Source organism: Paenibacillus sp. YSY-4.3, assembly GCF_054767475.1.
Genome location: NZ_BAABMC010000001.1, coordinates 15,824 through 41,090 on the forward strand (window position 1 = coordinate 15,824; position 25,267 = coordinate 41,090).

General features: G+C 49.2%; 25 protein-coding genes and 2 riboswitches. Of the genes, 16 read left to right on the forward strand and 9 right to left on the reverse strand.

Annotated features, from left to right (window positions below):
• Positions 1-39: 39 nt before the first annotated feature.
• From ACYUJT_RS00070 to ACYUJT_RS00080, 3 genes are read left to right on the forward strand one after another with little or no spacing between them, the layout of a single operon-like run.
• On the forward strand, positions 40-1,176 hold the full coding sequence (locus ACYUJT_RS00070) for a sensor histidine kinase (RefSeq protein ID WP_460317814.1): 1,137 nt from the start codon (positions 40-42) through the stop codon (positions 1,174-1,176).
• Entirely contained in the window at positions 1,173-1,772 is a 600-nt protein-coding gene (locus tag ACYUJT_RS00075; RefSeq protein WP_460317816.1) for a response regulator, read from the forward strand. The genes ACYUJT_RS00070 and ACYUJT_RS00075 overlap by 4 nt, the downstream gene beginning before the upstream one ends.
• Positions 1,773-1,825: 53 nt before the next feature.
• The gene (locus ACYUJT_RS00080) at positions 1,826-2,326 is read left to right on the forward strand and encodes a CYTH domain-containing protein (protein WP_460317818.1); all 501 of its coding nucleotides are present in this window, start codon (positions 1,826-1,828) and stop codon (positions 2,324-2,326) included.
• Between the two features lie 522 nt (positions 2,327-2,848).
• Here ACYUJT_RS00080 and ACYUJT_RS00085 read toward each other — a convergent pair.
• Positions 2,849-3,454, reverse strand: coding sequence for an SLOG family protein (locus tag ACYUJT_RS00085; RefSeq protein WP_460317820.1), 606 nt, complete (start codon positions 3,452-3,454; stop codon positions 2,849-2,851).
• A gap of 212 nt (positions 3,455-3,666) precedes the next feature.
• Between ACYUJT_RS00085 and ACYUJT_RS00090 the strand changes: the two genes are divergently transcribed.
• The gene (locus ACYUJT_RS00090) at positions 3,667-4,539 is read left to right on the forward strand and encodes a DUF6612 family protein (protein WP_460317821.1); all 873 of its coding nucleotides are present in this window, start codon (positions 3,667-3,669) and stop codon (positions 4,537-4,539) included.
• A 1,057-nt stretch (positions 4,540-5,596) separates the two neighbouring features.
• Here ACYUJT_RS00090 and ACYUJT_RS00095 read toward each other — a convergent pair.
• From ACYUJT_RS00095 to ACYUJT_RS00105, 3 genes are all read right to left on the reverse strand, one after another.
• Positions 5,597-6,124, reverse strand: a complete 528-nt coding sequence (locus ACYUJT_RS00095) for a hypothetical protein (RefSeq protein ID WP_460317822.1) — start codon at positions 6,122-6,124, stop codon at positions 5,597-5,599.
• Positions 6,125-6,276: 152 nt separating this feature from the next.
• On the reverse strand, positions 6,277-7,860 hold the full coding sequence (locus ACYUJT_RS00100) for a DUF2339 domain-containing protein (protein WP_460317823.1): 1,584 nt from the start codon (positions 7,858-7,860) through the stop codon (positions 6,277-6,279).
• Positions 7,860-8,252, reverse strand: coding sequence for a hypothetical protein (locus ACYUJT_RS00105; RefSeq protein WP_460317824.1), 393 nt, complete (start codon positions 8,250-8,252; stop codon positions 7,860-7,862). Before ACYUJT_RS00105 ends, ACYUJT_RS00100 begins: the two co-directional genes overlap by 1 nt.
• Positions 8,253-8,722: 470 nt before the next feature.
• On the opposite strand from ACYUJT_RS00105, the gene ACYUJT_RS00110 reads away from it, so the two are divergent.
• From ACYUJT_RS00110 to thiE, 5 genes are all read left to right on the forward strand, one after another.
• Entirely contained in the window at positions 8,723-9,895 is a 1,173-nt protein-coding gene (locus tag ACYUJT_RS00110; protein ID WP_460317826.1) for an SEC-C metal-binding domain-containing protein, read from the forward strand.
• 64 nt (positions 9,896-9,959) lie between these two features.
• Positions 9,960-10,063: riboswitch (TPP riboswitch) on the forward strand.
• Positions 10,064-10,222: 159 nt separating this feature from the next.
• Positions 10,223-10,912, forward strand: a complete 690-nt coding sequence (gene tenA, locus ACYUJT_RS00115) for a thiaminase II (RefSeq protein WP_460317828.1) — start codon at positions 10,223-10,225, stop codon at positions 10,910-10,912.
• Positions 10,913-10,978: 66 nt separating this feature from the next.
• Positions 10,979-11,824, forward strand: coding sequence for a hydroxyethylthiazole kinase (gene thiM / locus ACYUJT_RS00120; RefSeq protein WP_460317829.1), 846 nt, complete (start codon positions 10,979-10,981; stop codon positions 11,822-11,824).
• On the forward strand, positions 11,821-12,633 hold the full coding sequence (gene thiD, locus ACYUJT_RS00125) for a bifunctional hydroxymethylpyrimidine kinase/phosphomethylpyrimidine kinase (protein ID WP_460317830.1): 813 nt from the start codon (positions 11,821-11,823) through the stop codon (positions 12,631-12,633). Before thiM ends, thiD begins: the two co-directional genes overlap by 4 nt.
• Complete coding sequence (thiE, locus tag ACYUJT_RS00130) at positions 12,630-13,313, forward strand: thiamine phosphate synthase (RefSeq protein WP_460317832.1); 684 nt, start codon at positions 12,630-12,632, stop codon at positions 13,311-13,313. Before thiD ends, thiE begins: the two co-directional genes overlap by 4 nt.
• Before the next feature lie 374 nt (positions 13,314-13,687).
• Here thiE and ACYUJT_RS00135 read toward each other — a convergent pair whose 3' ends face one another.
• A complete protein-coding gene (locus tag ACYUJT_RS00135) occupies positions 13,688-13,900 on the reverse strand; it encodes a hypothetical protein (protein WP_460317833.1) in 213 nt (70 codons plus the stop codon).
• A gap of 184 nt (positions 13,901-14,084) precedes the next feature.
• On the opposite strand from ACYUJT_RS00135, the gene ACYUJT_RS00140 reads away from it, so the two are divergent.
• Complete coding sequence (locus ACYUJT_RS00140) at positions 14,085-14,426, forward strand: DUF1492 domain-containing protein (RefSeq protein WP_155609639.1); 342 nt, start codon at positions 14,085-14,087, stop codon at positions 14,424-14,426.
• Positions 14,378-14,596 (forward strand): hypothetical protein, encoded by a 219-nt coding sequence (locus ACYUJT_RS00145; protein WP_460317835.1) that lies wholly within the window; start codon positions 14,378-14,380, stop codon positions 14,594-14,596. The genes ACYUJT_RS00140 and ACYUJT_RS00145 overlap by 49 nt, the downstream gene beginning before the upstream one ends.
• A gap of 239 nt (positions 14,597-14,835) precedes the next feature.
• Here ACYUJT_RS00145 and ACYUJT_RS00150 read toward each other — a convergent pair whose 3' ends face one another.
• Entirely contained in the window at positions 14,836-15,753 is a 918-nt protein-coding gene (locus ACYUJT_RS00150) for an AraC family transcriptional regulator (protein ID WP_460317837.1), read from the reverse strand.
• A gap of 128 nt (positions 15,754-15,881) precedes the next feature.
• Between ACYUJT_RS00150 and ACYUJT_RS00155 the strand changes: the two genes are divergently transcribed.
• Complete coding sequence (locus ACYUJT_RS00155; RefSeq protein WP_460317838.1) at positions 15,882-16,778, forward strand: sugar phosphate isomerase/epimerase family protein; 897 nt, start codon at positions 15,882-15,884, stop codon at positions 16,776-16,778.
• A 47-nt stretch (positions 16,779-16,825) separates the two neighbouring features.
• Entirely contained in the window at positions 16,826-17,854 is a 1,029-nt protein-coding gene (locus ACYUJT_RS00160; protein ID WP_460317840.1) for a Gfo/Idh/MocA family protein, read from the forward strand.
• Positions 17,855-17,966: 112 nt separating this feature from the next.
• On the opposite strand, the gene ACYUJT_RS00165 is transcribed toward ACYUJT_RS00160, so the two are convergent.
• Together ACYUJT_RS00165 and ACYUJT_RS00170 are read right to left on the reverse strand one after the other, a co-directional pair.
• Positions 17,967-19,259, reverse strand: a complete 1,293-nt coding sequence (locus ACYUJT_RS00165; RefSeq protein WP_460317841.1) for a DUF4179 domain-containing protein — start codon at positions 19,257-19,259, stop codon at positions 17,967-17,969.
• Positions 19,252-19,797 (reverse strand): sigma-70 family RNA polymerase sigma factor, encoded by a 546-nt coding sequence (locus ACYUJT_RS00170; protein WP_460317843.1) that lies wholly within the window; start codon positions 19,795-19,797, stop codon positions 19,252-19,254. Before ACYUJT_RS00170 ends, ACYUJT_RS00165 begins: the two co-directional genes overlap by 8 nt.
• A gap of 224 nt (positions 19,798-20,021) precedes the next feature.
• Positions 20,022-20,134, forward strand: a riboswitch (purine riboswitch).
• Between the two features lie 84 nt (positions 20,135-20,218).
• Between ACYUJT_RS00170 and ACYUJT_RS00175 the strand changes: the two genes are divergently transcribed.
• Positions 20,219-21,193, forward strand: coding sequence for an EamA family transporter (locus tag ACYUJT_RS00175; protein WP_460319710.1), 975 nt, complete (start codon positions 20,219-20,221; stop codon positions 21,191-21,193).
• Positions 21,194-21,307: 114 nt separating this feature from the next.
• Positions 21,308-21,697 (forward strand): (deoxy)nucleoside triphosphate pyrophosphohydrolase, encoded by a 390-nt coding sequence (locus tag ACYUJT_RS00180; protein WP_460317845.1) that lies wholly within the window; start codon positions 21,308-21,310, stop codon positions 21,695-21,697.
• Positions 21,698-21,804: 107 nt separating this feature from the next.
• Here ACYUJT_RS00180 and ACYUJT_RS00185 read toward each other — a convergent pair whose 3' ends face one another.
• Positions 21,805-24,186: a polyprenyl synthetase family protein gene (locus ACYUJT_RS00185; protein WP_460317847.1), complete on the reverse strand. Its 2,382-nt coding sequence runs from the start codon at positions 24,184-24,186 to the stop codon at positions 21,805-21,807.
• Positions 24,187-24,312: 126 nt separating this feature from the next.
• Here ACYUJT_RS00185 and ACYUJT_RS00190 point away from each other — a divergent pair, with 126 nt between their 5' ends.
• The gene (locus ACYUJT_RS00190; RefSeq protein WP_460317848.1) at positions 24,313-25,215 is read left to right on the forward strand and encodes a helix-turn-helix transcriptional regulator; all 903 of its coding nucleotides are present in this window, start codon (positions 24,313-24,315) and stop codon (positions 25,213-25,215) included.
• Positions 25,216-25,267: the final 52 nt, after the last annotated feature.

Consider the following 25,267-nt stretch of genomic DNA (forward strand, 5'->3'; position numbering starts at 1 on the left):
TGAAAATTTAATTAATCTGTACAAAGGGTGGTGGGAACGATGCAGAAATGGCACCAGATTTTTCAAAGAAATACCGGTTTAAGCCCGTACATCTGGGTTGTTTTCTACATATTGCCCTTTTATTTTATATTTCGGTCATCGGCTCCTTACCAGATTGTTTTGGGCAGCTTGTTGATCGTTGCTTTCTTCGCTTGTTATGTCCTGTCGTTTGTGTCTAGAGGCTGGAAGGTGTATTTCTGGACCAGTTTGCAGATCGCTATTTCAATTACGATGACACTGCTGTTCGGCTATGTATATTTCTCCTTGTTTCTCGCATTTTTCATAGGAAATATTAAGAACAAGGTAGGCTTTATTACACTGTATACGATTCATCTCGTGACGTCGGTGGTGACGATAAACTGGGGATTTCTTACGAAAACCTCATGGTTTATAACACAGCTTCCGTTCGTCCTCGTCAGTCTGATCGGTGTAATCCTTCTTCCCGTCACAACGTATAACCGCAATAAAAGCGATCGATTGCAGGGACAGTTGGAGGATGCCAATAAGCGGATTTCGGAGCTGGTGAAGCTGGAGGAACGTCAGCGAATTGCTCGGGATTTGCATGATACGCTTGGCCAGAAGCTATCTTTAATCGGTCTGAAGAGTGATCTTGCAGGCCGATTGATGGACGAAGATCCGCCCCGGGCACGAGCTGAGATTGATGATGTGCGCCAGACGGCCAGGGTTGCGTTAAAGGAAGTTCGCGAATTGGTTACGCAAATGAGAGGAACGAGTTTGCAGGACGAGATGTTCCGAATTAGGCAAATGTTGAAGGCGGCTCAGATCGAGTTCACGCTGGAAGGGAATCCTGCTCAACTGGATATTTCATTGATGAATGAAAATGTGCTTGGCATGTGTCTGAAGGAAGCCGTGACGAACATCGTGAGGCATAGCAGCGCTACGGCCTGTTCCATTGTGATCAAACCGTCCCGCGGCGAATTAACCGTTACGATACAAGATAATGGGGTAGGCGTTCCCTTAGAATCGTTTTATTATAAAGGAAATGGTCTGCGGGGGATGAAGGAACGTCTTGAATTTGTTAACGGGAGCATGGAGATTGCCTCAAACCAAGGAACGCAGCTTAAGATTAAAGTGCCCAGCTCATTAAAACAACCGGTAGAGGAGACAACGATATGATCCGAATAGTGATTGCCGAAGATCAACGTATGCTGCTCGGCGCTCTTGCCTCGATCCTTGATTTGGAGGAGGATATGACGGTTGTCGGCAGGGCTGGCAATGGAGAAGATGCGGTCCGGCTCGTTCAACAGCATAAGCCGGACATTTGCATCATGGATATCGAGATGCCCGTAAAGAATGGCCTGGATGCAGCGGAGGAGCTTAAAGGCTCTGGTTGTAAAGTGATGATACTGACGACCTTCGCTCGGCCTGGTTATTTTGAACGGGCGATTAAAGCCGGGGCCAGCGGGTATTTGCTGAAAGACAGTCCTAGCGAGGAATTGGCGATTTCCATTCGCAGTATTATGGCCGGCCGAAGAATATATGCATCAGAGCTAGTCGACGGAGCTTACGGGGACGAGAATCCCCTGACCCAACGGGAGAAGGAAGTGCTGGGACTTATTGCTGACGGGAAAAATACGAAGGAAATTGCCAATGAGCTGTTCATTACTGCGGGGACGGTTCGCAATTACATTTCCGTTATCCTGGATAAGCTGGGGGTTAGCAACCGAATTGAGGCCATTACCCGTTTTAAAGAGAAGGGATGGTTTAAGTAGCTGCGGGGCAACCCTCAATCTTAAGTCATCTTAGAGAAGGAGATGTTTTACAAATGTCATTTGAAATCGAACGTAAATTTCTGCTCCCGGAGCTTCCACAATCCTTGATCGAAGAAGGAGAACTGCAACTGCAATCGGAGCATCGAATCGAGCAGACCTATCTGGCACTCGCCGGCGATCAGGAGCTGCGCGTGCGCAAAATCAAGGACTTGGCTACGGGTGAGGTTACATATACGCATACCTTTAAGAAGGGGCACGGATTGCTTCGCGAGGAAGTAGAGTATCAAATCTCAGAAGGGATCTATGAACAGATAACAGGAATTCATCGGGCAGTTCCACTAACGAAGAATCGAGTGACGGCGCTATGGAGTGGACGAACCATCGAAATCGATCTGTATGATCAAATCGATCTCATGGTCCTTGAGGTGGAGTTTGCCTCCGAAGAAGAGGCGGTCCAGTTTGCTGCTCCGGATTGGTTCGGTCCGGATATTAGCACAAATAAGGAGTACAGTAATAAGAAGGTTTGGAAGGAGCTGCAGGAGCGCTCAAGTTGAACTTTTAGAATTGATGCCGTCTTACTGGCCGGATTGGGCTGGGGGACGGTTTTTTGCGAAAAACATGGAGTCTTCGCCTTCTCGGGTATATTTTTGCTATCGCTCGTACAGACGGAGTCGGTAAATGCTGTCATTTCCGATAATAGCCATCGAAAAATTCGAGCAGCTTAAATGAATGAAAAATGGATGGATTTTTGGTATTTAAAATATACAGGCTGGCGTAAAGCGCGAAATTAATTGGATTTCGTGTCACTAATAGCGAAGAAAAAAAGCGAATCAGATGAATACAGCATTTTTAGATACACGATATCCATCTATTTTTTCGTTAGTGGCTGGTCAGAACAGAATAAATACACAAAATCCAATAAATTTGGATAGTCAGAGAACCGAGCATTAAATCAAGCAATAGATCTGGTTGAAGGAGCAATGGCTCCCACTGACCGAGATGCTCCTGGCCAAAAAGCAATAAATTCACTCGCCGGTTGAGTAAGGTTACTTGTTGTTAGAGCCGTGACCATCCGTTTATGTTGATGATTCCTGCCCAGGATCAAGCAATTCATAAGCTTGCACATCATTAAACTGAGTTTCCGCCTCCTCCTCGGCTAGGGATTGAATCTCCTCGGCTCCGATGGTAATGACTTCATAATCCTCTTCCGCATGTTTGCGGAGGGCACGCTGCTTGATGAATTTTGGGCTGGCCTCGCCCATCTCCTCGTCATAGACGAGGAGAATGCCGTCTGTTTTGCGCAAGAGCAGCTCATCCCTCGCAATAAATTGCCATTTGCCCTGGTAAGTCTCTTTACTCACTGCAGCATAATGATCAATGCTTCGCAGCAACTGCTCGTAATACATTTTTTTCTCATCACTCCACTTTTCCTCTGGATTACTGAAGGCAGTAATAATGGAGCATTTGAGCTGCGGGTACTCGGCCTTGAGTGAAATGGCGGCTTCGCATGCCCATAGATCTACGCCGTACTGCCCTGGGGTGATCACCCATTCCAATCCTTCATCCAGAAGAGGGATCAGCTTTTTACGGATTGCCTGCTGGATATAGGGGATTCCTTTATGTTTATTGTTGAAAATGCCAAGCTCATGAGCCCGATAACCAGTCACGAATAAGTTCTTCAATGTGGGACTCCTTCATTAAAAAATAAATTTATTGATTATTTATTATCATAGAATAGGCTTCGCGAGATAGCTACTTGATAAGAAAAATAGTTCTATTATCCTGGGTAATTAAGTCTGTAAATGTAATCATATGGGTCTATGTGCCTTATTGACTATTGGTGGAATTTGGTTAAGATATTTAAGGTACTTACACAAATTAGGAGGAAGACATCTTGAAGAAATTTACAGCAGTATTATTGGGGGCAATTCTACTAGTAAGCATCACCGCTTGCGGAAAGGAGAAAGAGGCTGGAAACGCAATCGCACCGGCAACGAACGCGAGCGTGAACGAAGCTGCGCCAGCATCCGCTGAAGGCGCTCTGCCTACGGTAGACGATCTGATCACAAAATCGGCCGAAGCTAGCAAAGAGCTGAAGAGCTTTTCGATGCAAGCGGATATTGACCAGAAGATGACGATCAAGCAAGGCGATCAAGTCATGAACCAAGACGTTTACATTGCTATGACTATGGACGTTCAACAGGATCCAATCGCTATATATCAAGAGCTGACGATGGATATGGGGGATGCAGGCAAGACGGACATCAAGCAATATATCACAAAAGATGGGATTTACTCTCAAGCAGACGGTACATGGGTTAAGCTTCCCGACGAAATGATTGATACTATGGTTGCGGAAATGGAAGCAGCAGCTAATCCGGAGGCTCAATTGGAGCAATTCAAATCGATTGCTAATGACGCCAAAGTAACCGAAGAAGGTAATGAGTACATATTGTCTGCCGACCTGTCCGGAGACGGGCTTAAAGAAATGGCCAAAAATTTGATGGGCCAGGCAGCTAGCGGCAATGAGGAACAAGTAGCGGCAATGATGGAAATGATGGATATCAAGAGCATCAAAATCAGCAACGCCGTAAATAAAGAAACATATCTTCCAACAAGAACTGATGTGCATTTGGAAATGGACATGGAAGTCGAAGGGCAATCCGTATCCTTAATTATGATCATGAAGACCGAGTTTTCCAAGCACAATGAACTGGAAGACATCAAAGTTCCGCAAGACGTTATTGACAGCGCGATTGAAGCTTAATCGCTCCGATCACGAGACAGCCGCCGAACCTACGGGTTCGGTGGTTTTTTTTGTACCGGTAGCCAGGTAAGCGCATTTGGCAGCCTTCGGGCGTGGTGGTCGTGCTACTTAACGGCGAGGGGGGCGACCGTGTGCCGATGATTGAATGGAGGCGGCCGTGCATTAGGTGCTCTGCTGTTCGGCTAGAGGCTTTAAGGAGCGCTATAATGGTGTCCGATGCTGATTTATGACTGTTCTAGATGGCCAGGAGAAGTAACTAGATGTATTTCCTGCAGTTAGTTCAGCGGTTTTGGCCGTGTTAGAGGGAACTAACTGCAAAACCTACATTTAGTTTTAAGTGATTTCGAAGAATGAGCTCCATTCAGGGAAACTAACTGCATGTTTTACATTTATCGCATGTATTTTTGATAAAAGAGCTTAACTAACTGTATAAAATACATTCCGATTTTAAATTATCAATGAATGATTTGTGAGTTGGGACAGGTCAACCCGATTTTGTTAGGGCAGACTCGACTCCATATTTAAGGCCGTGCCGCTAATGCATCAATCTCCCCGAATATCTCCTACAGTGCTTAAGATTACTCAACGCAAAAAGGACCTTTCTGCTCTCAGAAAGGCCTTAAGCTCCTTTTTTCCAAAAATCCCGCATTCTACGCTACAGGACTCGGATTCAATTATATATACTATCGCAAACTCTCTGACATATTATCCGTGAATGGCCAAGATCGTAAACGTCGTATAGAACACTGTATAGAATGCACCAACTGCGACAATCCAGGCAAACAGGTTGCTTTCATTTTTGTACTCTGTTTTTGGCTTTTGCATACGGATCAGCTCCTTGTGAATGCTGAATTACTAATTTGTGAACAATTTGTGTCACCCTTATTACATATTATTAAACATTTTGTGTCTAATTTCAAACACTTTTTTAATCTGTGTTGACAAAAGTTATTTGGATGCAAAAAAACCACAGCCGATCATAGCGAATCGGACTGTGGTTATGCAGCTGCCGCAGCAGCATTTTGAAGTTATATAAGGAGGACGATCATACCTTCCCCTAAGGCGTAAAGCCTTCCTCGCGCAAATATTCCTCCGCTTCCTCCCGGGTCTCGAAAACCATTTCAACGATGGATCCGGCGTAAACGTACCATAAATCGTCCTCAGGCTTCAGCAGCAGGCTGGTACCTTCCGGGTCATGCCAAAGCTCTTCGCCGGAATTATGGCCTGAAGCTGCGGATTGTTCGTCTATACCGCTTATACCTCCGCTTGCTGCAGCAGGCACGGGGGAACTGGAATAACCTGTGCTTAGTCCGGACAGCGAATCGATCGACTGCTGCACCAGTTGGCGAAGCTCGGGTTCAGTGAAGTCGCGAATGTTGACGAAGCCTTTATCGTTAACGTCGAGGTGATCGAGCAGCCCGGCATAAATAAAGCCGTTGCCGTTCGGATGCAGATGATATCCGACTGTTTTTTTGTCATGAACGCTGCCTTCATAGTGGAAATTGACACGACCTAGCGATACGTCCCGGCGTTCAAGCTGGGGGAAGGATTCTAGAATCTGGATTTTTTGTTGGAACGTGAGCATGTAAAGCCTCCCTAAAATTACATAAATTCATTGTGCCGTGATTATATCATAATCCGATTAAATAGTTATATGCGGAGCATGGTTGTGCTGCAGAAAAAAGAACCGCCTGTAAGACGGTTCTAAATCGTTGCCAATCGATCGAAAATGTTTACTTATGCATCCGGGGATACGGGCTGATCCTCATCCTGCTTCTTCTTGTAAAGCAGTCTCGAGGTAGCTATTCCTGCGAGCCCCAAGGCGATAAAGAGAGCGGCTCTTACGCCGATCGATACCCATGGCAAATCAATAATGACGACTTTCAGCAAAATGACGAACAAGAAGATGACGCCTGCCAGTCTGACGCGGGAGCGGTTCGTGATCAGCCCGAAGATAATCAGGCCGGCCGAATAAAGAATCCATGCGCCGGACAAGCTCAAATGCTGGACATCGCTGCTGAAGGATTTGCTTAACACATAAGCAATCTGGGTCACGAAAATGAGACAAAGCGCTGCCTCAACCCAGTTGAAGACGTTCCAGAGTGAATTCACCCATTTGGGCTCTTGTTCTTTCCTCACCATAAAATACGGAATTGGCATGCTGATTACGAGCAAGAACCAGGCCAGCGTCTCACTGGAGAAAAATGCAGGCATGAGGCTGAATAAAATAAGCAATGCGCTGAACAAGTACAGGGTTAAGCCGACGATTTGCTGCAGCAGGCTTCTCAGCTTAATGCCGAGCGCGAAAGAGAGCATGCCCAAGACAAGCAGTACGCTGGCCTTGTAATCCTTGCCTACGCTGTCGACGATGAATACGACCCAGCCGTACGTAGCGATGGAAGCGAATAGCTGCGACATTTCTCTGTGCTTTAAAGACAGCACGGTGGTAACGCTGTATAGAATAGACAATAAGGCCATCAGAATACTGAATGTGTATCCTTCCTCTCCGGAGTAAAGTCCGATCATCCAGAGGGAGAGCAGGAAAAAGCCAATCGGCAGCAAAATCATCTGATCCAGCTTGTGCCGGTAGCGGCGAGCCACCGTAATTCCATATAGCACGAAATGCTGCAATAATATGGCGATTAAGAAAAGATATTTGCTCTTATCGTAAAGGCCTTGCGCATACAAGATTAAGAGCGGTACATGCAGGACAGAAATGGCTACAATATAAGCAGCCCGGAAATTGAAACGGATTGCTACGAGCATCATGGCGATGGAGAAGACGGCCTCATACAGCAAGAACATCCACGGATTAGCCGGGGATTTGGCCAGAAACGGTATCAGATACCCTGATAGCAAGGCGATGATAACCAGCGTTTGCGATCGATGATGAACCGCTATGAACACGCCAAAGGCAATGGACATTATGTATAGCACGAAAGCAATGCCAAGCGGTATCAAGTCATAGAGCATATGCGCGGCAAAAAGAGTGAGAACTAAGACGGCATTTGCGCCGCCCAGAAGGACCTGCCCCAGCGCCTCACGCTGCTGGCGAACCTGCCTGTCTCCGAACCAGTACATAGCTGCGGCCAGAACGGCTCCCAGCAGGCAGCGAACCGGTTCATTTAAATATCCAGCGTTGACCGCGGCCATAAACAGCCATAGCACGCCAAGCAATAGCACGACGATGAATACCCGCGGCAGCCATACCCGTGAAATGGCGTATTCCCAATCGCGCGATGAACGCGGCGCATTCGCTGGCGGCCTCATATACGGGGGCTGCTGGAGTTCCAGCTGTTGGCCTTGATATGGTGCTCCCATTAAAGGGGCTTGGTTCTGGAGCTGTGCTTGATGCGGTTGGCCGTGTTGGTCCTGCTGTTGATGATGATGATGATGATGTTGTTGTTGTTGTTGTTGTTGTTCGTAATACAGTTGTTGCTGCTGCGGGTTTTGAGGGTTCCACGCAGGTTGGTCAGATTGCTGGTGATCATACTGCTGCGTGCCAGGGAAGGTGCCATGATTTTGGGACTGCCCTTGTTGATCGTACTGTTGTTGAATGTGTTGCGGCACTTGCTGCTGATGCAGTTGTTGCTGTTGTAGATGTTGATCGTGTTGGTGCTCCTGCTGTTGTGAGCTCTGCGGGTTCCACGGCGGCGGCCCGGACTGCTGACCCTGCTGCTGCGCTCGAAGAGACGATTCAAGGGCCGGATCATGGACTGCTTCCTTTTCAGCGGGCGGGTTCAGGGGGGATGATGCATATCCCTGGCCGTGTTTCAGCTCAGACAGTTGTTCGCTTATCCTTCGTAAATCTTCCTCCAGTTCTCTGATCTTGTTGTCTCTATCCAAGTTCATATCACCTCTGTTTGTTGAAAATGTTTGAACGATCTGACGAAGATACCTGATCAACCATTGACGATAACGGATGGCCCGCAATCCTTCAAGTCCATATTTTGGAAGTGAATACTTTGGCTTTAAAGGGATTATATGCTATTAATAACACCGCGAACAATAATTTCTGCTAATGAAAATTATGAAATTTGCTGAGAATTCCTCTCCTAGACGCCATTTGTGTGGTAGTATATGTAGTTGAGCCCGAAATAGTGGGATATCCGGTGGATTTATGACTGATGCGATACAATGGGAAATACAAAGGAAACAAGGAATTGAAAGAGGAGAACTGAACTTGGAAGATTATAATGAAATGCTTGAACAAATGAATATCCAGCATGCGATTATCGGGGAAGTAACGACAAGTCTGCCTGACATTCTTCAAGATCTGACGAAGGTTCGTTTGTCTGCGCTTGCTTCGGCCTGCAATTTGCCTGGACGTTCCAAGATGAAAAAGCAGGAATTAATAGAAGCGCTGACAGCCTATATGACCGACGCGGAGCATTTGCAATCAGCTCTGCTGATGACCAGCAGCCTGGAATGGCAATTGTTCGAATCGCTTCTTCGTCAACCTGTTCTGCAGAACAATCTCATTCTGATCGAGCACTATTGGTATCTTATGAACCGTGGGCTCGTATTTACTTATTTCAGCGAGGGCCAGCTTTATATCGTCATGCCGGATGAGATTAGAGAAGCTTACGCCAAGCTGGACCACGTGAATTTCCACCAACAACGAGCGGGTGCGCAGCTCGTTCATGAGTATATATTAGCTACAACCCACTTATTCGGCGCGATTGAGCCGGACAAGCTTATTGAAATTTATAATGCGCAGAACAGTGAGCAGCTCGATCAGAAACGATTCAAGGAGCTATTCGGAGAGCTAACGAGCAGAGAACAGAATTACACGATAGCTGAGGGTTTCATCATTGATGGATATTTGTCTCTTGAGGAATCGCAAGGAGATTTTAAAGAGCTGTTGTCGCAGATTAAAGGCAAGCCGCATTTCATTCCGAAGCGCGAAGAGCTGTTGAAATATGCCGAAGAAGATTACTTCGAGATGACGCCGCAGCTATCGAAGCTGAGAGCGTATGTGATGAAGGAAATTTCCCGGGATGCGGAATTGGTCGACTATCTTATCGACGATATTCAGCTAGCCTGTACGATGCAAGCGACTTCGGGCGAGTTGATCCATGAATTTGAGAGACGAGGTCTGAAATTCCAAAGCATGGAGCAGGCCGATACCGTTGTCGCTCTGATGAACGATGTATATAACCATACAAGACTGTGGATCCATAGAGGCCATACTCCGTTCGCGATGAACCGGATTTTCGGCAATGTGGAGCTGAGATCGGCACATCGCCAGCTAAGTCCATTGAACAAAAGCCAGGTGTCCGTCACCAAGATCGGCCGCAACGAGCCATGCCCATGCGGCAGCGGCCTCAAGTACAAAAAATGCTGCGGCAAATAATTTGAAATATCAAAAATTTGACAACTCTTGTAAAGACAGATACAGTAATAGTGAAAATGAATAGGAAGTCCACTAGGGGAGCCGTCAGCGGCTGAGACAAGATCTTATCTTGGACCCTTTGAACCTGATCTAGTTCGTACTAGCGTAGGAAAGTGGAGTCGGAATCCAATGTCTGACACTTATTACAGCAGCTTGCTGTCCGTGTAAAGGTGATGTTGAATGAGGCCGCTCCATTGATGGAGCGGCCTTTTTGGTATTTAAAAATGTGCGGCGTCATCCCTAATGGCTTCCTGGTCATGTTCACATTATATCCGGAGGTGGAGAACAATGAGTTTTACGCAGGAGCTTCGACAGAAGGCCGATGGTATTTTTCAGGCAATTTTTGAACACCCTTTTGTGAGAGGAATCGCTAACGGCGACTTGCAGAAGGAGCAGCTCATTCATTACGTCAAGCAGGATCATGAGTATTTAACGGCTTATATGCGGATTTACGGCATTGCCATATCCAAATGCTCGAGCCGCGATGAGATCGAAATGTTTAACCAGCAAATTTCTTTTATTCTGAACAGCGAAGTTCATCCGCATAATAACTTCTGTGCGGTTGCCGGAGTCAGCTATGATCAAATGCAAGGATATGCACTGGCTCCGGGAGCGCATCATTATATCCGCCATATGCTGAATGTTGCGCATGAAGGAAGCCTGGCTGAAATTATGGCGGTGCTGCTGCCGTGTCCATGGACTTACCTGGAGATCGGTGAGAAGCTGATGAAAGAAGTGCAGCCAACCGAAGCGCATCCTTTCTATGAGTGGATTCATTTCTATGCGACAAGGACGAATACGACTGCTAAGTTCTGTGAGCGTCTGGACAAATGGGCGGAAATTACGACCGAGCTGGAGCGCAAAAAAATGACCGAGCACTATTTGCTGAGCTGCCAGCTCGAGTACATGTTCTGGGATATGGCTTATAACGTTCAGGATTGGCCAGTGTCCATGAGTACGGCTGAATACGCCCTGTAGGGGAAGGCTCCTATATGTCGAAGGCATAATCTATCATTCTTACAAAAAGAAGTGAGGCAGATCATAATGAGTACACTTGAAAACGATATAACGGCACTTCTTACGAAGGTTCAGAGAACTAAACCGCTCATTCATAATATGACCAACGTGGTTGTGACCAATTTTACCGCGAACGGGCTGTATGCTCTTGGGGCGTCTCCCGTCATGGCTTATGCGCCGGAGGAAGTGGCCGACATGGCCCAAATCGCCGGGGCGCTCGTGCTCAACATCGGCACATTGACGAAGGAGCAGGTCGAGGCGATGATCATTGCGGGAAAATCGGCGAATGCGCATGGCGTACCGGTGCTGCTGGATCCGGTTGGGGTCGGGGCTACGGCGTTCCGCACGGAGTCGGCGCTGCGGATTCTCCGCGAGGTAAAGATATCCCTCGTGCGGGGAAATGCGGCGGAGATTGCCAACCTCATCGGCGAGACGCGCGAGATCAAGGGCGTTGACGCTGGAGACAGCGCCGACAATGAGAACGCACAGCTAGGGCTGCGGGCAGCGCGGCAACTGAATGCGGTCGTAGCGATTACAGGCAAGGAAGATGTCATTTCAGACGGCAGCCGGTGCAGGGTCGTCAGCGGCGGGGATGCGCTGCTGACCCAGGTGACGGGAGCAGGCTGCCTGCTGACATCGGTACTGGGCGCTTTTGCTGCGGTGGAGAAGGATTTGTTGCTGGCCGGCACGGCAGGGCTGGCATTCTACGGCGCTGCGGCTTCCCGGGCGGCCGAGCGCACATCTGAAATCGGCCCCGGCAGCTTTCAGATCGCCTTCCTCGACGAGCTGGCCAAGCTGCATCCGCATTCCCTGAAGGGACATGCCGCGGTACGCGAATTTGAGACTTCCGCCACAGGGGAGGAACTTGTATGAGCATAGCCAGAGCACTTACCATTGCAGGGTCGGATAGCGGAGGCGGTGCGGGCATACAGGCCGATCTCAAGACGTTCCAGGAGCTGGATGTCTTCGGCATGTCGGCCATTACGGCTATCACGGTGCAGAATACGCTGGGCGTTCAGGGCGTGTACCCGCTGCCGCCACAAGCTGCTGCAGAGCAAATCGATGCGGTAAGCACCGATCTTGGCGTCGATGCCCTGAAGACGGGGATGCTGTTTAGCGCCGAGATTATTGAGGCGGTGGCTGGACGCATCCGGGAGCATGGCTGGCGCAATGTCGTCGTCGATCCGGTGATGATCGCTAAGGGCGGAGCGGATTTGCTGCTGCCGGAGGCGGTACGGGCGATGAAGGAGCAGCTTCTGCCGCTGGCGCTGATCGTCACGCCGAACATCCCGGAAGCCGAGGCATTGTCCGGCATGAGCATCCGCACGATGGCGGATCGCCGCGAGGCGGCCAAGCGCATCTGCGCTTATGGCCCGGCCGTCGCTGTGATCAAGGGCGGGCATGATGAAGACGGCGAGCAGGTGGTTGACCTGATCTATGATGGAGCTTCGTGCACGGAATTGACGGGACAACGGATTCATACCGTTCACACGCATGGAACGGGCTGTACTTATTCTGCAGCGATAACGGCCGGACTGGCGAAGGGATTGCCGGTGCTGGAGGCGGTGCAGATGGCCCGCGGTTATATCCAGGCAGCGATCGAGGATAGCCTAGAGCTGGGCCAGGGGCATGGCCCGACGAACCATTGGGCGTATCGCCGCAGAAGAGAGCAGGAGCGATGAGCGGCGGCAGCATCTCTCCTGAGCAAATGCGCCGGTACTTGCGGATGTACCTGGTCGTCGGCAGTGTGAACTGCCGGGAGGAGCCGCTGCGCGTCGTAGAAGAAGCGTTAAGCGGGGGCGCAACGATGATCCAGTTCCGCGAGAAGGGCCCTGGCGCGCTGACCGGGGAGGCCAAGCTTGCGCTCGCTCTCGAGCTGCAAGCGGCCTGTCGCCGCGCCGGGGTGCCTTTCATCGTCAACGATGACGTGGAGCTCGCCGCTCGTATCGGGGCGGACGGCATCCATGTTGGGCAGGATGATGAATCCGCGGGCGTTGTTCGCGCCCGGATCGGCAACCGTATCCTCGGCGTGTCCGCGCACACGGTGAAGGAGGCGCGGACGGCGCTTGTTAACGGCGCCGATTACATCGGCGTTGGCCCGATCTACCCGACGATCTCCAAGGATGACGCGAGCCCGGTGCAGGGTACAGGCATGATCCAGGAGATGCGGGCGCAAGGGATCAAATTGCCGATCGTTGGCATTGGGGGGATTACCGCAGAGCGTGCCGCCGAGGTGGTGCGTGCAGGCGCGGACGGCGTTGCCGTCATCTCAGCGGTCACGCAGGCGGCGGATGTGCGTAAAGCCGCAGAAGAGCTGTTGGAGCAGGTAGCTGAGGCGGCCGATGTGGCTGAGCGACAATAGAACTGTACGAGTCACAAAGCAGGCCGCAGATTCATATTTGGAATCTGCGGCCTTTTTGCCGTAGTTTTTTTATATTGGCTTGCAGGTAAGCCGAAGATCAATCAGTTATTTGGTTTTAGAAACAAAAATTGGAATTATACGTCTAATTATACACGAGTCATATTTTTCCGCTAACGCACATATAATGTATAAACAGATGCCCCCTTTTTTTCGGTACAAACTATGCCGCACTCTATGAGGCTTAATAAAGACTAGAGAATTTGCGAACAAGATGATAGGAAAGGAAGCAACCCGCCTGGAGCGATGCTTTAAGGGGGATTGCTTCCCGAGCAGCAGCTTTATGAGTCTACTTCCGTTTCCGTTGCCTGTTTTCCTCATTTAGTCTTCGTTTCAGCATGTTCTGCAGCTTTTGCAGTGTCTGCATGAGCTTCGAGGCTCTTGACCTGCTGGCTTAAGAGGTGAATCGTATCGTCCATTTTATCCAGCTTTTCGCCCATCGTTTGCAGTAGGTATTTGATCAGAATAAAGCTTAGAGTAACGGGAAAACCGACGTTCGTGATCAGCGTGACCATATCAGCAACCTGCATCATCGCTCCCTCCTTTCTTCTAAATGTCCTTTCACTAATATAGAGAAAATAATCAGGGAGAATTACAACCAAAGATTTAGAAATAAATGTTATAATTTCAATAAATAAGATGATTTCTCAGTTGTTAATTTTTTAAGAATTTTTCCCTATAGGTAGAAGATGATTTTGAAAGGGGGAGGTAGCTTTGGAAGAACAACAAACCGTGTACGAGCAATATCGGAGAGAAGTGTATCGGATCGCCTGGCGGATTCAGTATCGAGCAAAGGTCGTGCGGAAGCGGGAGTGTTCATTTGGCGGAATGGAACCGGCCACAACCAGTTTCACCTCATCTTCTGATAATAAAATCGTCGTTAGACAGTTGATTAATGCCCTCCCGTCTGACACGGGCCGATCGATTATCTTCAAGATCTATATCCAAGACAAGACTGAGCAGGAGGTTGCCCGTGAGTTGAACATGAGTCAGCAAGGGGTGAACAAATGGAAGCGAAAGATGATCAAAGAATTGTCCCGGATGGTGAGTTCCTGAGCCTGCTGGATAAAGCAAGGCAAAACGATAAGGAATCCACCCTCAAGCTCATCGAGCTCTATAAAGGGGACATTCTACGGGTAAGTAAGTATATTCACACGTCGGAGGAAGATGCCGTTTCGGATATTATATTAGAGTTTCTGGAATTGATTAAGGAGCGGAAGGAGTAGGCAAACCCCTGTGATATCAGGGGGTTGCCTTTTTTTTTATATGGACTGCAAATGTTTTTGTAAAAAAAATTGCAACAGTGGTTGTAATCGCCGGACCGGATTTACCCTTATTATTGGGAGCAAAAAAAACGGTTATGGCGGCGGTATGGCCGCAAGGCATTGAGATCGTAAGTCCGTATGTCCGTAAGGCCGCGATACCGTAAGGCTAAGACTTTAACATGGAGCCTGTGTTTCCGGCCTTATTGGCGCTGCAATCCAGGTCCCGCAGCCTCCTTCCGCCACTGGGAGGGCGTAACGCCTTTATATTGCCTGAACAGCTTGGTGAAATAATTTGGATTGCCGCAGCCGATCTGCTCGGCGATTTCCGTAATGGTGAGATCGCTGCCGCTGAGCAGCCTCATCGCTTCGTTGATGCGAATGTAGTTGACGTATTCAATGAGCGTGGAGCCGGTCGTTTTCTTGAATATTTTGCAAAAATGATACGGGTTGAGATTCATCATCGACGCCGCTTTGGATACGGTGATTGGCTCCGCATAATGCGCATCGATATGGAGCAGGAGCTGTTTGAAGCGATCCGTGTTACGCGTATGGGCCAGATTCGCCCGCCCTTGCTGTTCGCCGGGCATGAAGCGGCGGGAGAGCAGAGTGAACAGCATGTACAGCTGGCTTTTGACCATTAGTTCGTATCCGGGCTGCTTGCCTTCGAATTCGCTGATAACCTCCTCCAGAACATGCTTGAACCGCAGATTCGCGGCATCTTGATGACTTAGTTGGATAGGAAAAAGCAGGCCTCCGTCCAGGTAGGGCGCTATATAGAGCGCGTGCTTCGGATCGGGGGTTTTGCCATGCCGGAGCATCGCCGCGTTAAACACGATGGCGTAGTACTCCAGTGGTCCTTCGTCAGCTGCGTAACCCGCATGCAGAGCGCCGGAGGGGACGATAATAATATCGCCGGGCTGTGCTTCATAGGGGTTGCTGTCGATAAAGAATACGGCCTTTCCCTCAACCACCAACAGAATCTCGAAATGGTCATGCCAATGCAAATAGAACGAAGGGGCTCCTTTCTGCTGCTGCTTCTCGCGAAGTCGAAATATATTAAAGGGATAGGCCGGATCGTTAAAATACGTATGCTCCCGCAATTCCTGAGGGTGGGTCATTTCAGGCAACACTCCTCTAGCGCAATATAGAACCAAAAAAGCACAAGATTGTATAGAGATATATTCAGGGAAGCGCTATACAATGGGCTTATGCTTCACAATATACTCAATATAGGAGTGGTTGGCAAATGCAAAACGGCAATCATTTGTTACGTATAGGCACGCTGGTTGGCGGACAGGATGCGGTACGGGTCATTCCGCAAATTTTGCCGCATGGCTTCGAGTCTTTCAGCCTCACTTTCTGGCAAACAACGGGCGGCATCGATTTGGCGGAGCTTGCCAAGCAGGTGCGAGAGATTATAGATGAGCACGGGGTAGTCATTTCCAGCGTCGGGGTGTTCGGCAACCCGCTGACAGGAGAAGGGGATAATGCAGATACGCTGGCCAGCTGGGAGCGGGTGATCGATCATGCGCATCTGTTCGGAGCGGATATCGTCAGCGGCTTTACCGGCCGTCTGACGGATCGTCCGATCGATGAGTCGCTGCCGCGCTTCAAGGAAGTATTCGGGGAGCTGGCGAAGCGTGCGGCCGACCGCGGCGTGCGGATCGCGTTCGAGAACTGCGATATGGGCGGCACCTGGTGGAAGGGAGATTGGAATATTGCTCATAATCCGCAGGCCTGGGAGATGATGTTCAACGAGGTTCCGGCCGACAATCTCGGCCTTGAATGGGAGCCTTGCCATCAGATGGTTAGCCTGATCGATCCGATTCCGCAGCTGCGGAAGTGGGTGGACAAAGTATTCCATGTACACGGCAAGGACGCGACAATCGCTTGGGATATCGTCAAGGAATACGGCATTCACGGACCGAAGGAATTCGTCTGGCATCGGACGCCGGGATTCGGCGACACGAACTGGACGGACATTATTACGATATTACGTCAAGCTGGATATAAAGGGACGATCGATATCGAGGGCTGGCATGATCCGGTCTATCAGGGCGAGCTGGAGATGACCGGCCAGGTGCATGCGCTGAATTACTTGAAGCAGTGCCGCGGCGGAGCTTTCGTCCCGAATCCGGTGTAAAGAGAATTGACTCCGAAATATGAGTTGAATCATAGGTGGTGTGAACAATGAGCAAGCAGCACAGGATCGTGATTGCCGGCTGCGGCGGGATGTCGAATGTGTGGATCAAGGAGCTGTTGAAGCGGAACGATGCTCTCATTGTCGGGCTGGTCGATGTGTATATCAGCCAGGCCGAGAAAATCCGGGATGCTTATGGGCTGGCATGCGGCACGTATACCGTGCTGGCGGAGGCGATTGCCGATACATGTGCGGATTTGGTCATCGATGTAACGATCCCGGACAGCCATTTCGAGATCAGCACGACCGCCATGAAGCATGGCTGCCACGTCTTTGGCGAGAAGCCGATGGCCGCCACGATGGAGCAGGCCAGGAAAATTATCGAAACAGCGGATGCCACGGGCAGGTCGTTGTCCGTTATGCAGAATCGCCGATACGACGCCAACATCCGCGCGCTTCGCGAGCTGATATCATCCGGCACGATCGGCAGGCCCGGCATGATCAATGCGGACTTTTTCCTTGGGCCGCACTTCGGCGGGTTCCGCGATGTGATGGAGAGTCCGCTGATTCTGGACATGGCGATCCATACCTTTGACCAAGCCCGGTTTATCATCGATGCCGACCCGGTGTCGGTCTACTGCCATGAGTTTAACCCTCCGGGCTCCTGGTACGAGGGCAATGCCTCGGCCGTCTGCATATATGAGATGTCGGACGGTTCGGTGTTCAGCTACCGGGGCTCGTGGTGCGCAGAAGGCGCTCCGACGTCCTGGGAAGCTGATTGGCGGATCATCGGCGAGAAGGGGACGGCGATTTGGGACGGAGTCCATGCGCCTTATGCGGAGGTCGTGAGCTCTGGTGAACAAGCGGAGCAGAAGTTCATGCGCGATACAATGCGTGTGGAGGCGCCATTGAGCTGGAACGGCAAGCTGGGGCATGAGGGATGCTTGGATGAAATGTTCCTTGCCCTGAAGGAAGGCCGTCCGGCCGAGACTGATTGCCGCGATAACATCCACAGCATCGCTATGGTTCTCGGAGCGATCGAGAGTGCGAAGAGCGGGCGAAAGGTCATGCTGGGGTAACACAGCGAGCGGTTCGATGGAAAGGGTTTGGATTGAAGGGGGAGCAGCATATGCTCCCTCTTTATTTTTTGCATAAGGATAAAGAAAAAACCGCCGAAGGCGGCGGCTAGAGTTAATCGACGGGGATTGCGACAACAACATTATATTCCTTCATGTAATGCATCCCTTTGATGTACAGGTACTCCGGTTTGGTCTGCGTATCGAACAACAATGTGCGTTCCTTCAGGAAGGTTCCGTCCTCCAGCTTGGTTTCGATCTGGCCAATGGTAGTTCTTAAAGTTGTTGTTTCGTCCTGCGTCTCGATCGAGACGCCGTCGAGCAGAACATCATCTTCAGTTGCGATCGTGATTTCCACACCTTGAGATGTGACAGATACTTTCTTTACCCATAGCTCCTTCTTGCCTTCTAAGGTGAAGGGCTCTTCGCCAGTTGAGATGAGAGGCAGCTTTTGATCCAACTGCTGATAACCGACGAAATCCTTCATGACGAGTTCCAAGGACTTCAAAGGTTTAGGCAGCGGATTGTATCGAAGGTCAAAATTTCTGCCTCCAATTGAAGATCCATGACCGCTTCCGATCTTCTCTACAGGTGTTCCGTTGGCAATCAGCTCGATCCCGTCTAATGCCCTAGGGAGGCGGTCAAAGTTATCTACGCTTAACGAGCCCTCGATCATAGTCATCGTCGGCGTAGCGGTGATCGACTGGAAGTTTATCGTGCCTTTGTCTACTTGTGCTTTCTTACGGATGGACTGCTTCACCTCGGTCTGCATCGCCTGATTCGGGTCATAGGCGAAGGAGAGGGTGTGGTCGATGAGCTGGTTATTTTGCCCCCGATCCCAAAAATGCAGCATGAGCCTTTTGGCAAAAGAGCTTACGGGCTCAAACGTAAACGTTCCCTTGACCTCGGTTTTGTCCGCATTTGATTGCGATACACCGCTCTCCAGTTGGGAGTCCGTAAGAAAACCGGTAATTTTTGATGGCTTAAACGGATTATCGCTAAAATTATCGATCCCCTTGGGATTTGTCAAGGTGTAATACATGATCAATTGGTTGGCATCGGCCATGATGCCATTGATCGTAAGCTCTGTCCCGTCGCTCAAGGTCGTCTTCTTGTCTACAAGCTGCCCCATCCCTTGATCGTTCAGTTCCTGCAGTGTACTGCTGATCAGCTCATCGAAGCCAAGCAGCTTCTTGCCGTAGAAGGCGAAGGCATTGTAGTTATAACCGAAGATAACGATCAATATTAGGGCGGCTGCCACGGCCCTCCAGACCGGGGATATCCGCTTTCTTTTCGCTGGGGCTGCTCCGTTCAGGGCGCTTCTTAATCTGTCTTCCAGCTCTTCCGGTGCGGCGATGACATCCAGGCGCTGTTTTTCTTCCGCTAACTGCTTCTCGACACTATCCATCCGTTTCACCTCCATAGAGATCTCTCAGTTTCTTTAATCCTTGAAAAATACGCGATTTCACCGTGCCGACGGGTACTTTCATCATGTCCGCAATCGTCTGGTAATCGAGATCATGCCAATATTTCAATTGGATCGCTTCCTGCTGCTGTTCATTTAAGCAGAGCAGCATTTGCCGGATATCCATTTGCTGATCGCTATGCCGATAAGGATCGCTTGGAAGGGCATGGTTTGCCGCCAGCTCGACGTTCATGCCCACATCGTCCAGAGGCACCAGCTTTTGCCGCTTGCGAAGCAAGGCTTTGCAGCTGTTGGCCAGAATGGTTCTGCTCCAGCTGTAGAAGGCTTCCACTTTATTGAGCTGACCGATGTTCTCGTACAATCTGACGATCATATCCTCCATGGCATCCATCGCATCATGCGAATTTCCCATATAGGTGAGCGCGAGCCTGTAATAGTCGTCTTTCTCGGCCATGATCAATTGGAGCAGCGCTTCTTTGTTCCCCTTTTTTGCTTTTTTCACGTATCGAACCACATTCATTGCTTCACCTCACTCCCCTATAAGAGTCACGACCTTGGGGAAAAGTTCATTTATTAAGAATTTTTTTGCTACCTCAAAGTATACATCGTTCTACTTGCGACATACCGGAATCGCTTTTTTGCTAACCTATCTACTCCGTGGAGCTGCTGCGGCTTACGGAATGGATGGAAATTTATAAGGATTGACACCTTCTTGCTTGTCGTGTAAGATGTGACATGGTTAGTGACAATCGCATATATTTTTTTCGTATAACCTCGCTGAATTAGCATGATAGAACGGTGCGAGGGTTTCTACTGGAAGCCGTAACTTCCTAGCTACGATAATGAGAATGGCATTGCCGATTCTTATTTCGCAGCTAGGATTTTTTGTGTTTCTGGGCATATTTTGATTTAGGTTAGGGAGGATTTGCAAGGAAATGAAAATGAAATACCTATTATCCGTATTAATTGGAGCGAGCAGCTATGGCATATTGTCGACCATTGTTGTACTCGCATATGGTCAAGGATATCAACTTGGTGAAGTGGTGGGGACGCAACTGTTGACGGGCTGCATCTTGGCATGGCTGCTGGCGATGTATACCGCATTGAAAGAACGTCGCAACAAGGACAAACGACTGGGGGCAGCAGCGGAGTCGACAGCAGGTTCGGCGAAATCGGCAGCATCGGCGGATCATTCGCCCAAGCTAACCTGGAAGTATAGATTGCTGCTGATGCTGGCCGGGACGCCGACTGCGATTACGGGGCTGCTATATTATCATTCGCTACGTTATATTCCCGCTTCGCTGGCGATTGTGCTGCTTTTTCAATTCACATGGATCAGTGTCCTGATCCAAGCGGTTAGCAAGCGGCAGCGTCCGAATGGAATCATGCTGTTTACATTGGTATTGCTGCTCGGAGGTACGCTGCTCGCGGCTGGACTTATGGAGCAGAAAGAGGCGCATTTCCCCATGATTGGCATTGCGCTTGGGCTGCTATCGGCTGTCAGCTACACGTTGTTTATTCTATTTAGCGGCAAAGCGATGCCGGCGGTTCACCCGGCCTACCGCAGCGCTTGGATGATTACCGGCGGGCTGGTGCTGGTGTTCATATTGTTTCCGCCGTACTTCTTATTTAACGGTTTATTGTGGAGCCAGCTGCTGCTATTCGGTTTCCTGCTCGGCTTGTTCGGAGCCTTCATCCCTCCGGTGCTGTTTGCGATAGGCGTCCCTCATATCGGTGGGGGAATGGCGGGAATACTGGGAGCTGCTGAGCTGCCGGTTGCCGTACTGCTCTCCTCGTTCGTTCTTCGCGAGCATGTGACGATGCTGCAATGGGGCGGTGTCATCATCGTTTTGCTTGGGGTCATGCTGCCGGAACTCTATAAGATGAGAGCAAGAATAGCGGGGCGTTTAACTTAGCATTGTTGCGTATATCATGTTTGTCGGCACACCTTCCTTAGATCGGCTGGTTCGATTGGAGGAGGGTGTGTTTTTTGTTGTATACTTGTCCCAGAATTAATGTGAGGTGATTGCATGATCCAAGTCGCGGCAGCAATAATCGAGAATAAGCAAGGGCAACTGCTAATCGCACGTCGAAAAGAGGGAAAGTCCCAAGCAGGGCTGTGGGAATTTCCGGGCGGGAAGATCGAAGAGGGCGAGTCCGGTGAGGAGTGCCTTCGCCGAGAGCTTAGGGAAGAAATGAACATAGAGATTGAACCCTATGAATTTGTTGGCGTAAATGACCATTGGTATGGAGATGTACATATCCGGCTGTTTGCCTGGAAGTCAACGTATCAAGCTGGGACAATTACATTAGTCGATCATGATGAGTACTGCTGGGTAGGGAAGAGTGAGCTTGGCTCATTTGAGTTTGCTGAGGCGGATAAAGTGTTTGTTCAGGAGCTTCATGGAGGGAGCCGCTAGTTTCTAAAGATAAATACGTTAGACGTCATTGATCTGATATTCGACCTCTTTTAAACGAACCCTCAGAATCATGACGATCTAACGTACGGAATGGAGCATTCAGCACCTTATCTATCTCTGCTCACCATATAATTTAATAAGTGCTTAAGAAAAACGTTGTTTCGCGGTATTTCATTCAATGTTTCCATCGCCAGGCAATAGTGCTCCCACATCGCCCTACGGGCTCCATCTTGACCTAGAAGGGTTACAAAGGTCGAATTGTTGTTTTCAACATCCTGACGAACGGGCTTTCCCAATAAGCTCATTTCGCCTTCCAGGTCCAGCAAATCATCCTTAATCTGAAAGGCGATGCCCGCATGGTAAGCATATTTTTTTAATGATGCTATTTCCGTCTCATTGACTTGAGCTAGAATGGCAGGCATCACCAGACAGGCTTCAAAGGCGATCCCTGTTTTGTAAAAGCATACCGTATTCAACTGCTCAAGGGTTAACAATTGTCCTCTGGCTTCTAAATCCATGGCCTGACCCATGCAGATTTCGCCGGCCTTTTGGGATGAATATCGAATCAGGGCGAGTACGGCTTTGGCATCAAAACTGCTCAGGGAGGATTGCTCTTCAACGGCTTTTTGAATCAGATACAGACCCGTCAGCTCCGCAGTGGCGCTATTATGAACCTGATGGAGAGTCGGGCGTCCCCGGCGGGTAGGCGCATTATCCTGTGAGGGCAGATCATCGAAGATCAAAGAAGCGGTATGCATATATTCCAAAGACTTCAGCAGCGGCATGATCGCCGCAGGCTTGAGCCCGTATTCTTGTACCCCCATGACCCATGTTAGAATAGGCCGAAGGCGCTTGCCGTCCCCTTGAAGACTATAGTTCGCGGCATCAATTAACGAATCTGTGACGGGCGGGATCGCTCCTTCTTTAGGGATCTGCAACTGTTGATTGATCTGGCGGCGGACAGCCTGGACCGTATCGAGAAAGCTATCCTTCTCTTTGCTGCTGTTTCTCAGTACGGTTACGATCTGATCTCGCAGCAGTTTGTCAAGAAAGTCCACATCGTCCGCTTGCTGAACCATACGCTGTATGAGCCGGTTGAACTCCGGAGCTCCCGAGGCGAAGATGCTCATGGTTTCGTTATACTTGGCTTCCCCAAGGCGATCCTTGAAGCGTTTTAACCCGTTGATGGCCCGATTCAGGATGACCTCGCGGGCCTTGGCATCGGAACGATACACGTTATGGATCAGATAGGAAATGACCGTCCAGTATAATTCATAGGGATTCATCAGGTCCGGACGCTGCTTGCTGTATTGCAAATAATACGTGTAGGGCGTTATGGCTTCCGCCTTTATATCATCAAACATATCCGCAAAATCATCAGCGAGTTGGTTATAGATTCCGTAATAGAACGTTCGCTGCTCAAAGCCTTCATCCTCGGGTGCGCCAATGACAGAACGGACAATCAAACGGGAAGAAGATGATTTCAAAATAACAGGCAGGTACAGCTCCTCGTTTGTGTAGGCCGGATTGGACAGCTCCTTAACGCGGTCCAGATCCTGAGCATGAAAAAATACATAGGCTTGCTCAAAGAAAGTATTTATATTTTCCGGCGACTGGCAGCTCCTAATATACTCAAAAGCCTCCCGAAGCTCCGAATATACATAATGGATGAAATTCCTGTGCTCGCCGTCCCACTCCCCAGAATCCGGAACAGAGCCGGTAAGCAGGGCGGTTCTTATCATACGGGAATATTGTTCTTTTTCCTCAGCATTCAAAATTTGAGAATCAAGGAGATCGTCGATAAAAGGATAGGTCAGGCCATAGGAGTAACCGAGGCGGATCGCCTCATCAAGCCGCTTCGAGCGCTCATCAGCCGGCAGGCTATCGGTCATCTCATCCATGACATGAAGTACGACGCCGATGATGATTTTCATCAGTTTTCTCTGGGCATGCTCCGCATCCATTCCCTGAGGGATATGAGAGGATACGCTGTTCAGTTTATCGATTAGCCAGATTACTGCGTCTTCTATGTTCTCTTTCTGGGCCCATCGGTAAAGTCCAGTCATATTCATAAATTCAGGCTGGTCTCCCTGTTTGGAGCCGGTGTAGCGAAGCAGGTACTTTTTAACATCTGCTGCTGTACGCTCTATGCGAGCTTGGGTATCTGAAGAATCCAGAGCTTTGCCCAGGTCACGCATGTAAATATAAGAAATGCTTCGATCTAGATAGCCGTCTAATTTTCCGGTGCGATTCAGCCAGCCGATATATTTATGATAGCCCAGTGCATCGGGCGTCTTGCTGCCACGTGGAAGCCAATCATGCCAGGAGCGAGGAACATGGCTTTTTTTCCATAGTTGAATATCAGTTGTCAAAGTTTGAACATACGTATCATCCATAGCCCGCATTTGGAGAGAGGCATAATACTGAACTGCCTTCTGCTCAGCCCGTTGATACGATGTATTGGCTTGAATTGTAATTACCTCATTCATTGTTGGCTTCCCTCAATTTCTAGTTGTTTAGTGGACGGATGATGCTTACATCATATACGTGAAAGAAGATTATTGGTTACAGCATCGGCCCATACACTTGGGTAAAATAGGCTGGGGTGACGAAAGATGCAAATAAACAGACTGCTTGAAATTGTGTATATTTTATTGGACAAAAAGCAGGTAACCGCCAAGCAATTAGCCGAGCAGTTCGAAGTATCGCAGCGGACGATTTACCGGGATGTAGATACACTAAGCGCGGCGGGAATCCCTGTATATACGAGTAAGGGGACGGGCGGAGGTATTCGTCTGCTTGATCAATTTGTGCTGGGCAAATCAATGCTGTCAGACAAGGAGCAGGTGGACATCCTCTCTTCGCTTCAAGGCTTGAATGCCCTGAATGTTCCAGATGTTGAGCCCGTGCTGAATAAACTCGCAGCCATATTCAACAAAGAGTCCACCAGCTGGATTGATGTCGATTTCTCCCGATGGGGCTCTGATGCTTCGGAGCAGGAGAAGTTCAACTTATTGAAAACGGCGATTTTGAACAGAAATGTAGTGGCCTTTGACTACTATAGTTCCTATGGAGAAAAAACCGAGAGAATCTCAGAGCCTGTAAAGCTGATTTTTAAAGGACAAGGCTGGTATATTTATGGATTTTGCAGGTTGAAAAATGACTTTAGAATGTTCAAAGTGAGCCGAATCAAAAATCTGGCTTGCTCTCAAGAAACATTTATCAGAGAGAGGCCGGGGGAAATTTGGAGTTATCCTTCCAATATGAATCATCGAACGGTAAAGCTTGTTTTAAAAATTGAGCCCAGCATGGCTTATAGGGTTTATGATGAATTTGACCAGCATGGTATCACTAAAAATCCGGACGGAAGCTTTAATGTAGAGGTTACCTATGTTGAGGATGAATGGGTGTACGGGTACATCATGTCCTATGGTGATGCCGCTGAGGTGATAGAACCGGAGCATGTCCGGAATATCATAAAGCGAAAGCTGGAGGCCAGTTTAGGAAAATATTCATGAGCTATTTTTTATAATATGACATACTGTTGTCCAATTAGGGCTGCTATACTGA

Bases quoted from the DNA above. Each gene is read 5' to 3' on its own strand.
- tenA (WP_460317828.1), top strand. From the start codon at position 10,223: ATGAGTTTTACGCAGGAGCTTCGACAGAAGGCCGATGGTATTTTTCAG.
- ACYUJT_RS00180 (WP_460317845.1), top strand. From the start codon at position 21,308: ATGATCCAAGTCGCGGCAGCAATAATCGAGAATAAGCAAGGGCAACTG.
- ACYUJT_RS00080 (WP_460317818.1), top strand. From the start codon at position 1,826: ATGTCATTTGAAATCGAACGTAAATTTCTGCTCCCGGAGCTTCCACAA.
- ACYUJT_RS00075 (WP_460317816.1), top strand. From the start codon at position 1,173: ATGATCCGAATAGTGATTGCCGAAGATCAACGTATGCTGCTCGGCGCT.
- ACYUJT_RS00160 (WP_460317840.1), top strand. From the start codon at position 16,826: ATGAGCAAGCAGCACAGGATCGTGATTGCCGGCTGCGGCGGGATGTCG.
- thiM (WP_460317829.1), top strand. From the start codon at position 10,979: ATGAGTACACTTGAAAACGATATAACGGCACTTCTTACGAAGGTTCAG.
- ACYUJT_RS00150 (WP_460317837.1), bottom strand. From the start codon at position 15,753: ATGACCCACCCTCAGGAATTGCGGGAGCATACGTATTTTAACGATCCG.
- ACYUJT_RS00145 (WP_460317835.1), top strand. From the start codon at position 14,378: ATGGAAGCGAAAGATGATCAAAGAATTGTCCCGGATGGTGAGTTCCTG.
- ACYUJT_RS00105 (WP_460317824.1), bottom strand. From the start codon at position 8,252: ATGATCCGGCCCTTGAATCGTCTCTTCGAGCGCAGCAGCAGGGTCAGC.
- thiD (WP_460317830.1), top strand. From the start codon at position 11,821: ATGAGCATAGCCAGAGCACTTACCATTGCAGGGTCGGATAGCGGAGGC.
- ACYUJT_RS00190 (WP_460317848.1), top strand. From the start codon at position 24,313: ATGCAAATAAACAGACTGCTTGAAATTGTGTATATTTTATTGGACAAA.
- ACYUJT_RS00100 (WP_460317823.1), bottom strand. From the start codon at position 7,860: ATGGGAGCACCATATCAAGGCCAACAGCTGGAACTCCAGCAGCCCCCG.
- ACYUJT_RS00170 (WP_460317843.1), bottom strand. From the start codon at position 19,797: ATGAATGTGGTTCGATACGTGAAAAAAGCAAAAAAGGGGAACAAAGAA.
- ACYUJT_RS00165 (WP_460317841.1), bottom strand. From the start codon at position 19,259: ATGGATAGTGTCGAGAAGCAGTTAGCGGAAGAAAAACAGCGCCTGGAT.
- ACYUJT_RS00070 (WP_460317814.1), top strand. From the start codon at position 40: ATGCAGAAATGGCACCAGATTTTTCAAAGAAATACCGGTTTAAGCCCG.
- ACYUJT_RS00175 (WP_460319710.1), top strand. From the start codon at position 20,219: ATGAAATACCTATTATCCGTATTAATTGGAGCGAGCAGCTATGGCATA.
- thiE (WP_460317832.1), top strand. From the start codon at position 12,630: ATGAGCGGCGGCAGCATCTCTCCTGAGCAAATGCGCCGGTACTTGCGG.
- ACYUJT_RS00185 (WP_460317847.1), bottom strand. From the start codon at position 24,186: ATGAATGAGGTAATTACAATTCAAGCCAATACATCGTATCAACGGGCT.
- ACYUJT_RS00155 (WP_460317838.1), top strand. From the start codon at position 15,882: ATGCAAAACGGCAATCATTTGTTACGTATAGGCACGCTGGTTGGCGGA.
- ACYUJT_RS00135 (WP_460317833.1), bottom strand. From the start codon at position 13,900: ATGCAGGTTGCTGATATGGTCACGCTGATCACGAACGTCGGTTTTCCC.
- ACYUJT_RS00095 (WP_460317822.1), bottom strand. From the start codon at position 6,124: ATGCTCACGTTCCAACAAAAAATCCAGATTCTAGAATCCTTCCCCCAG.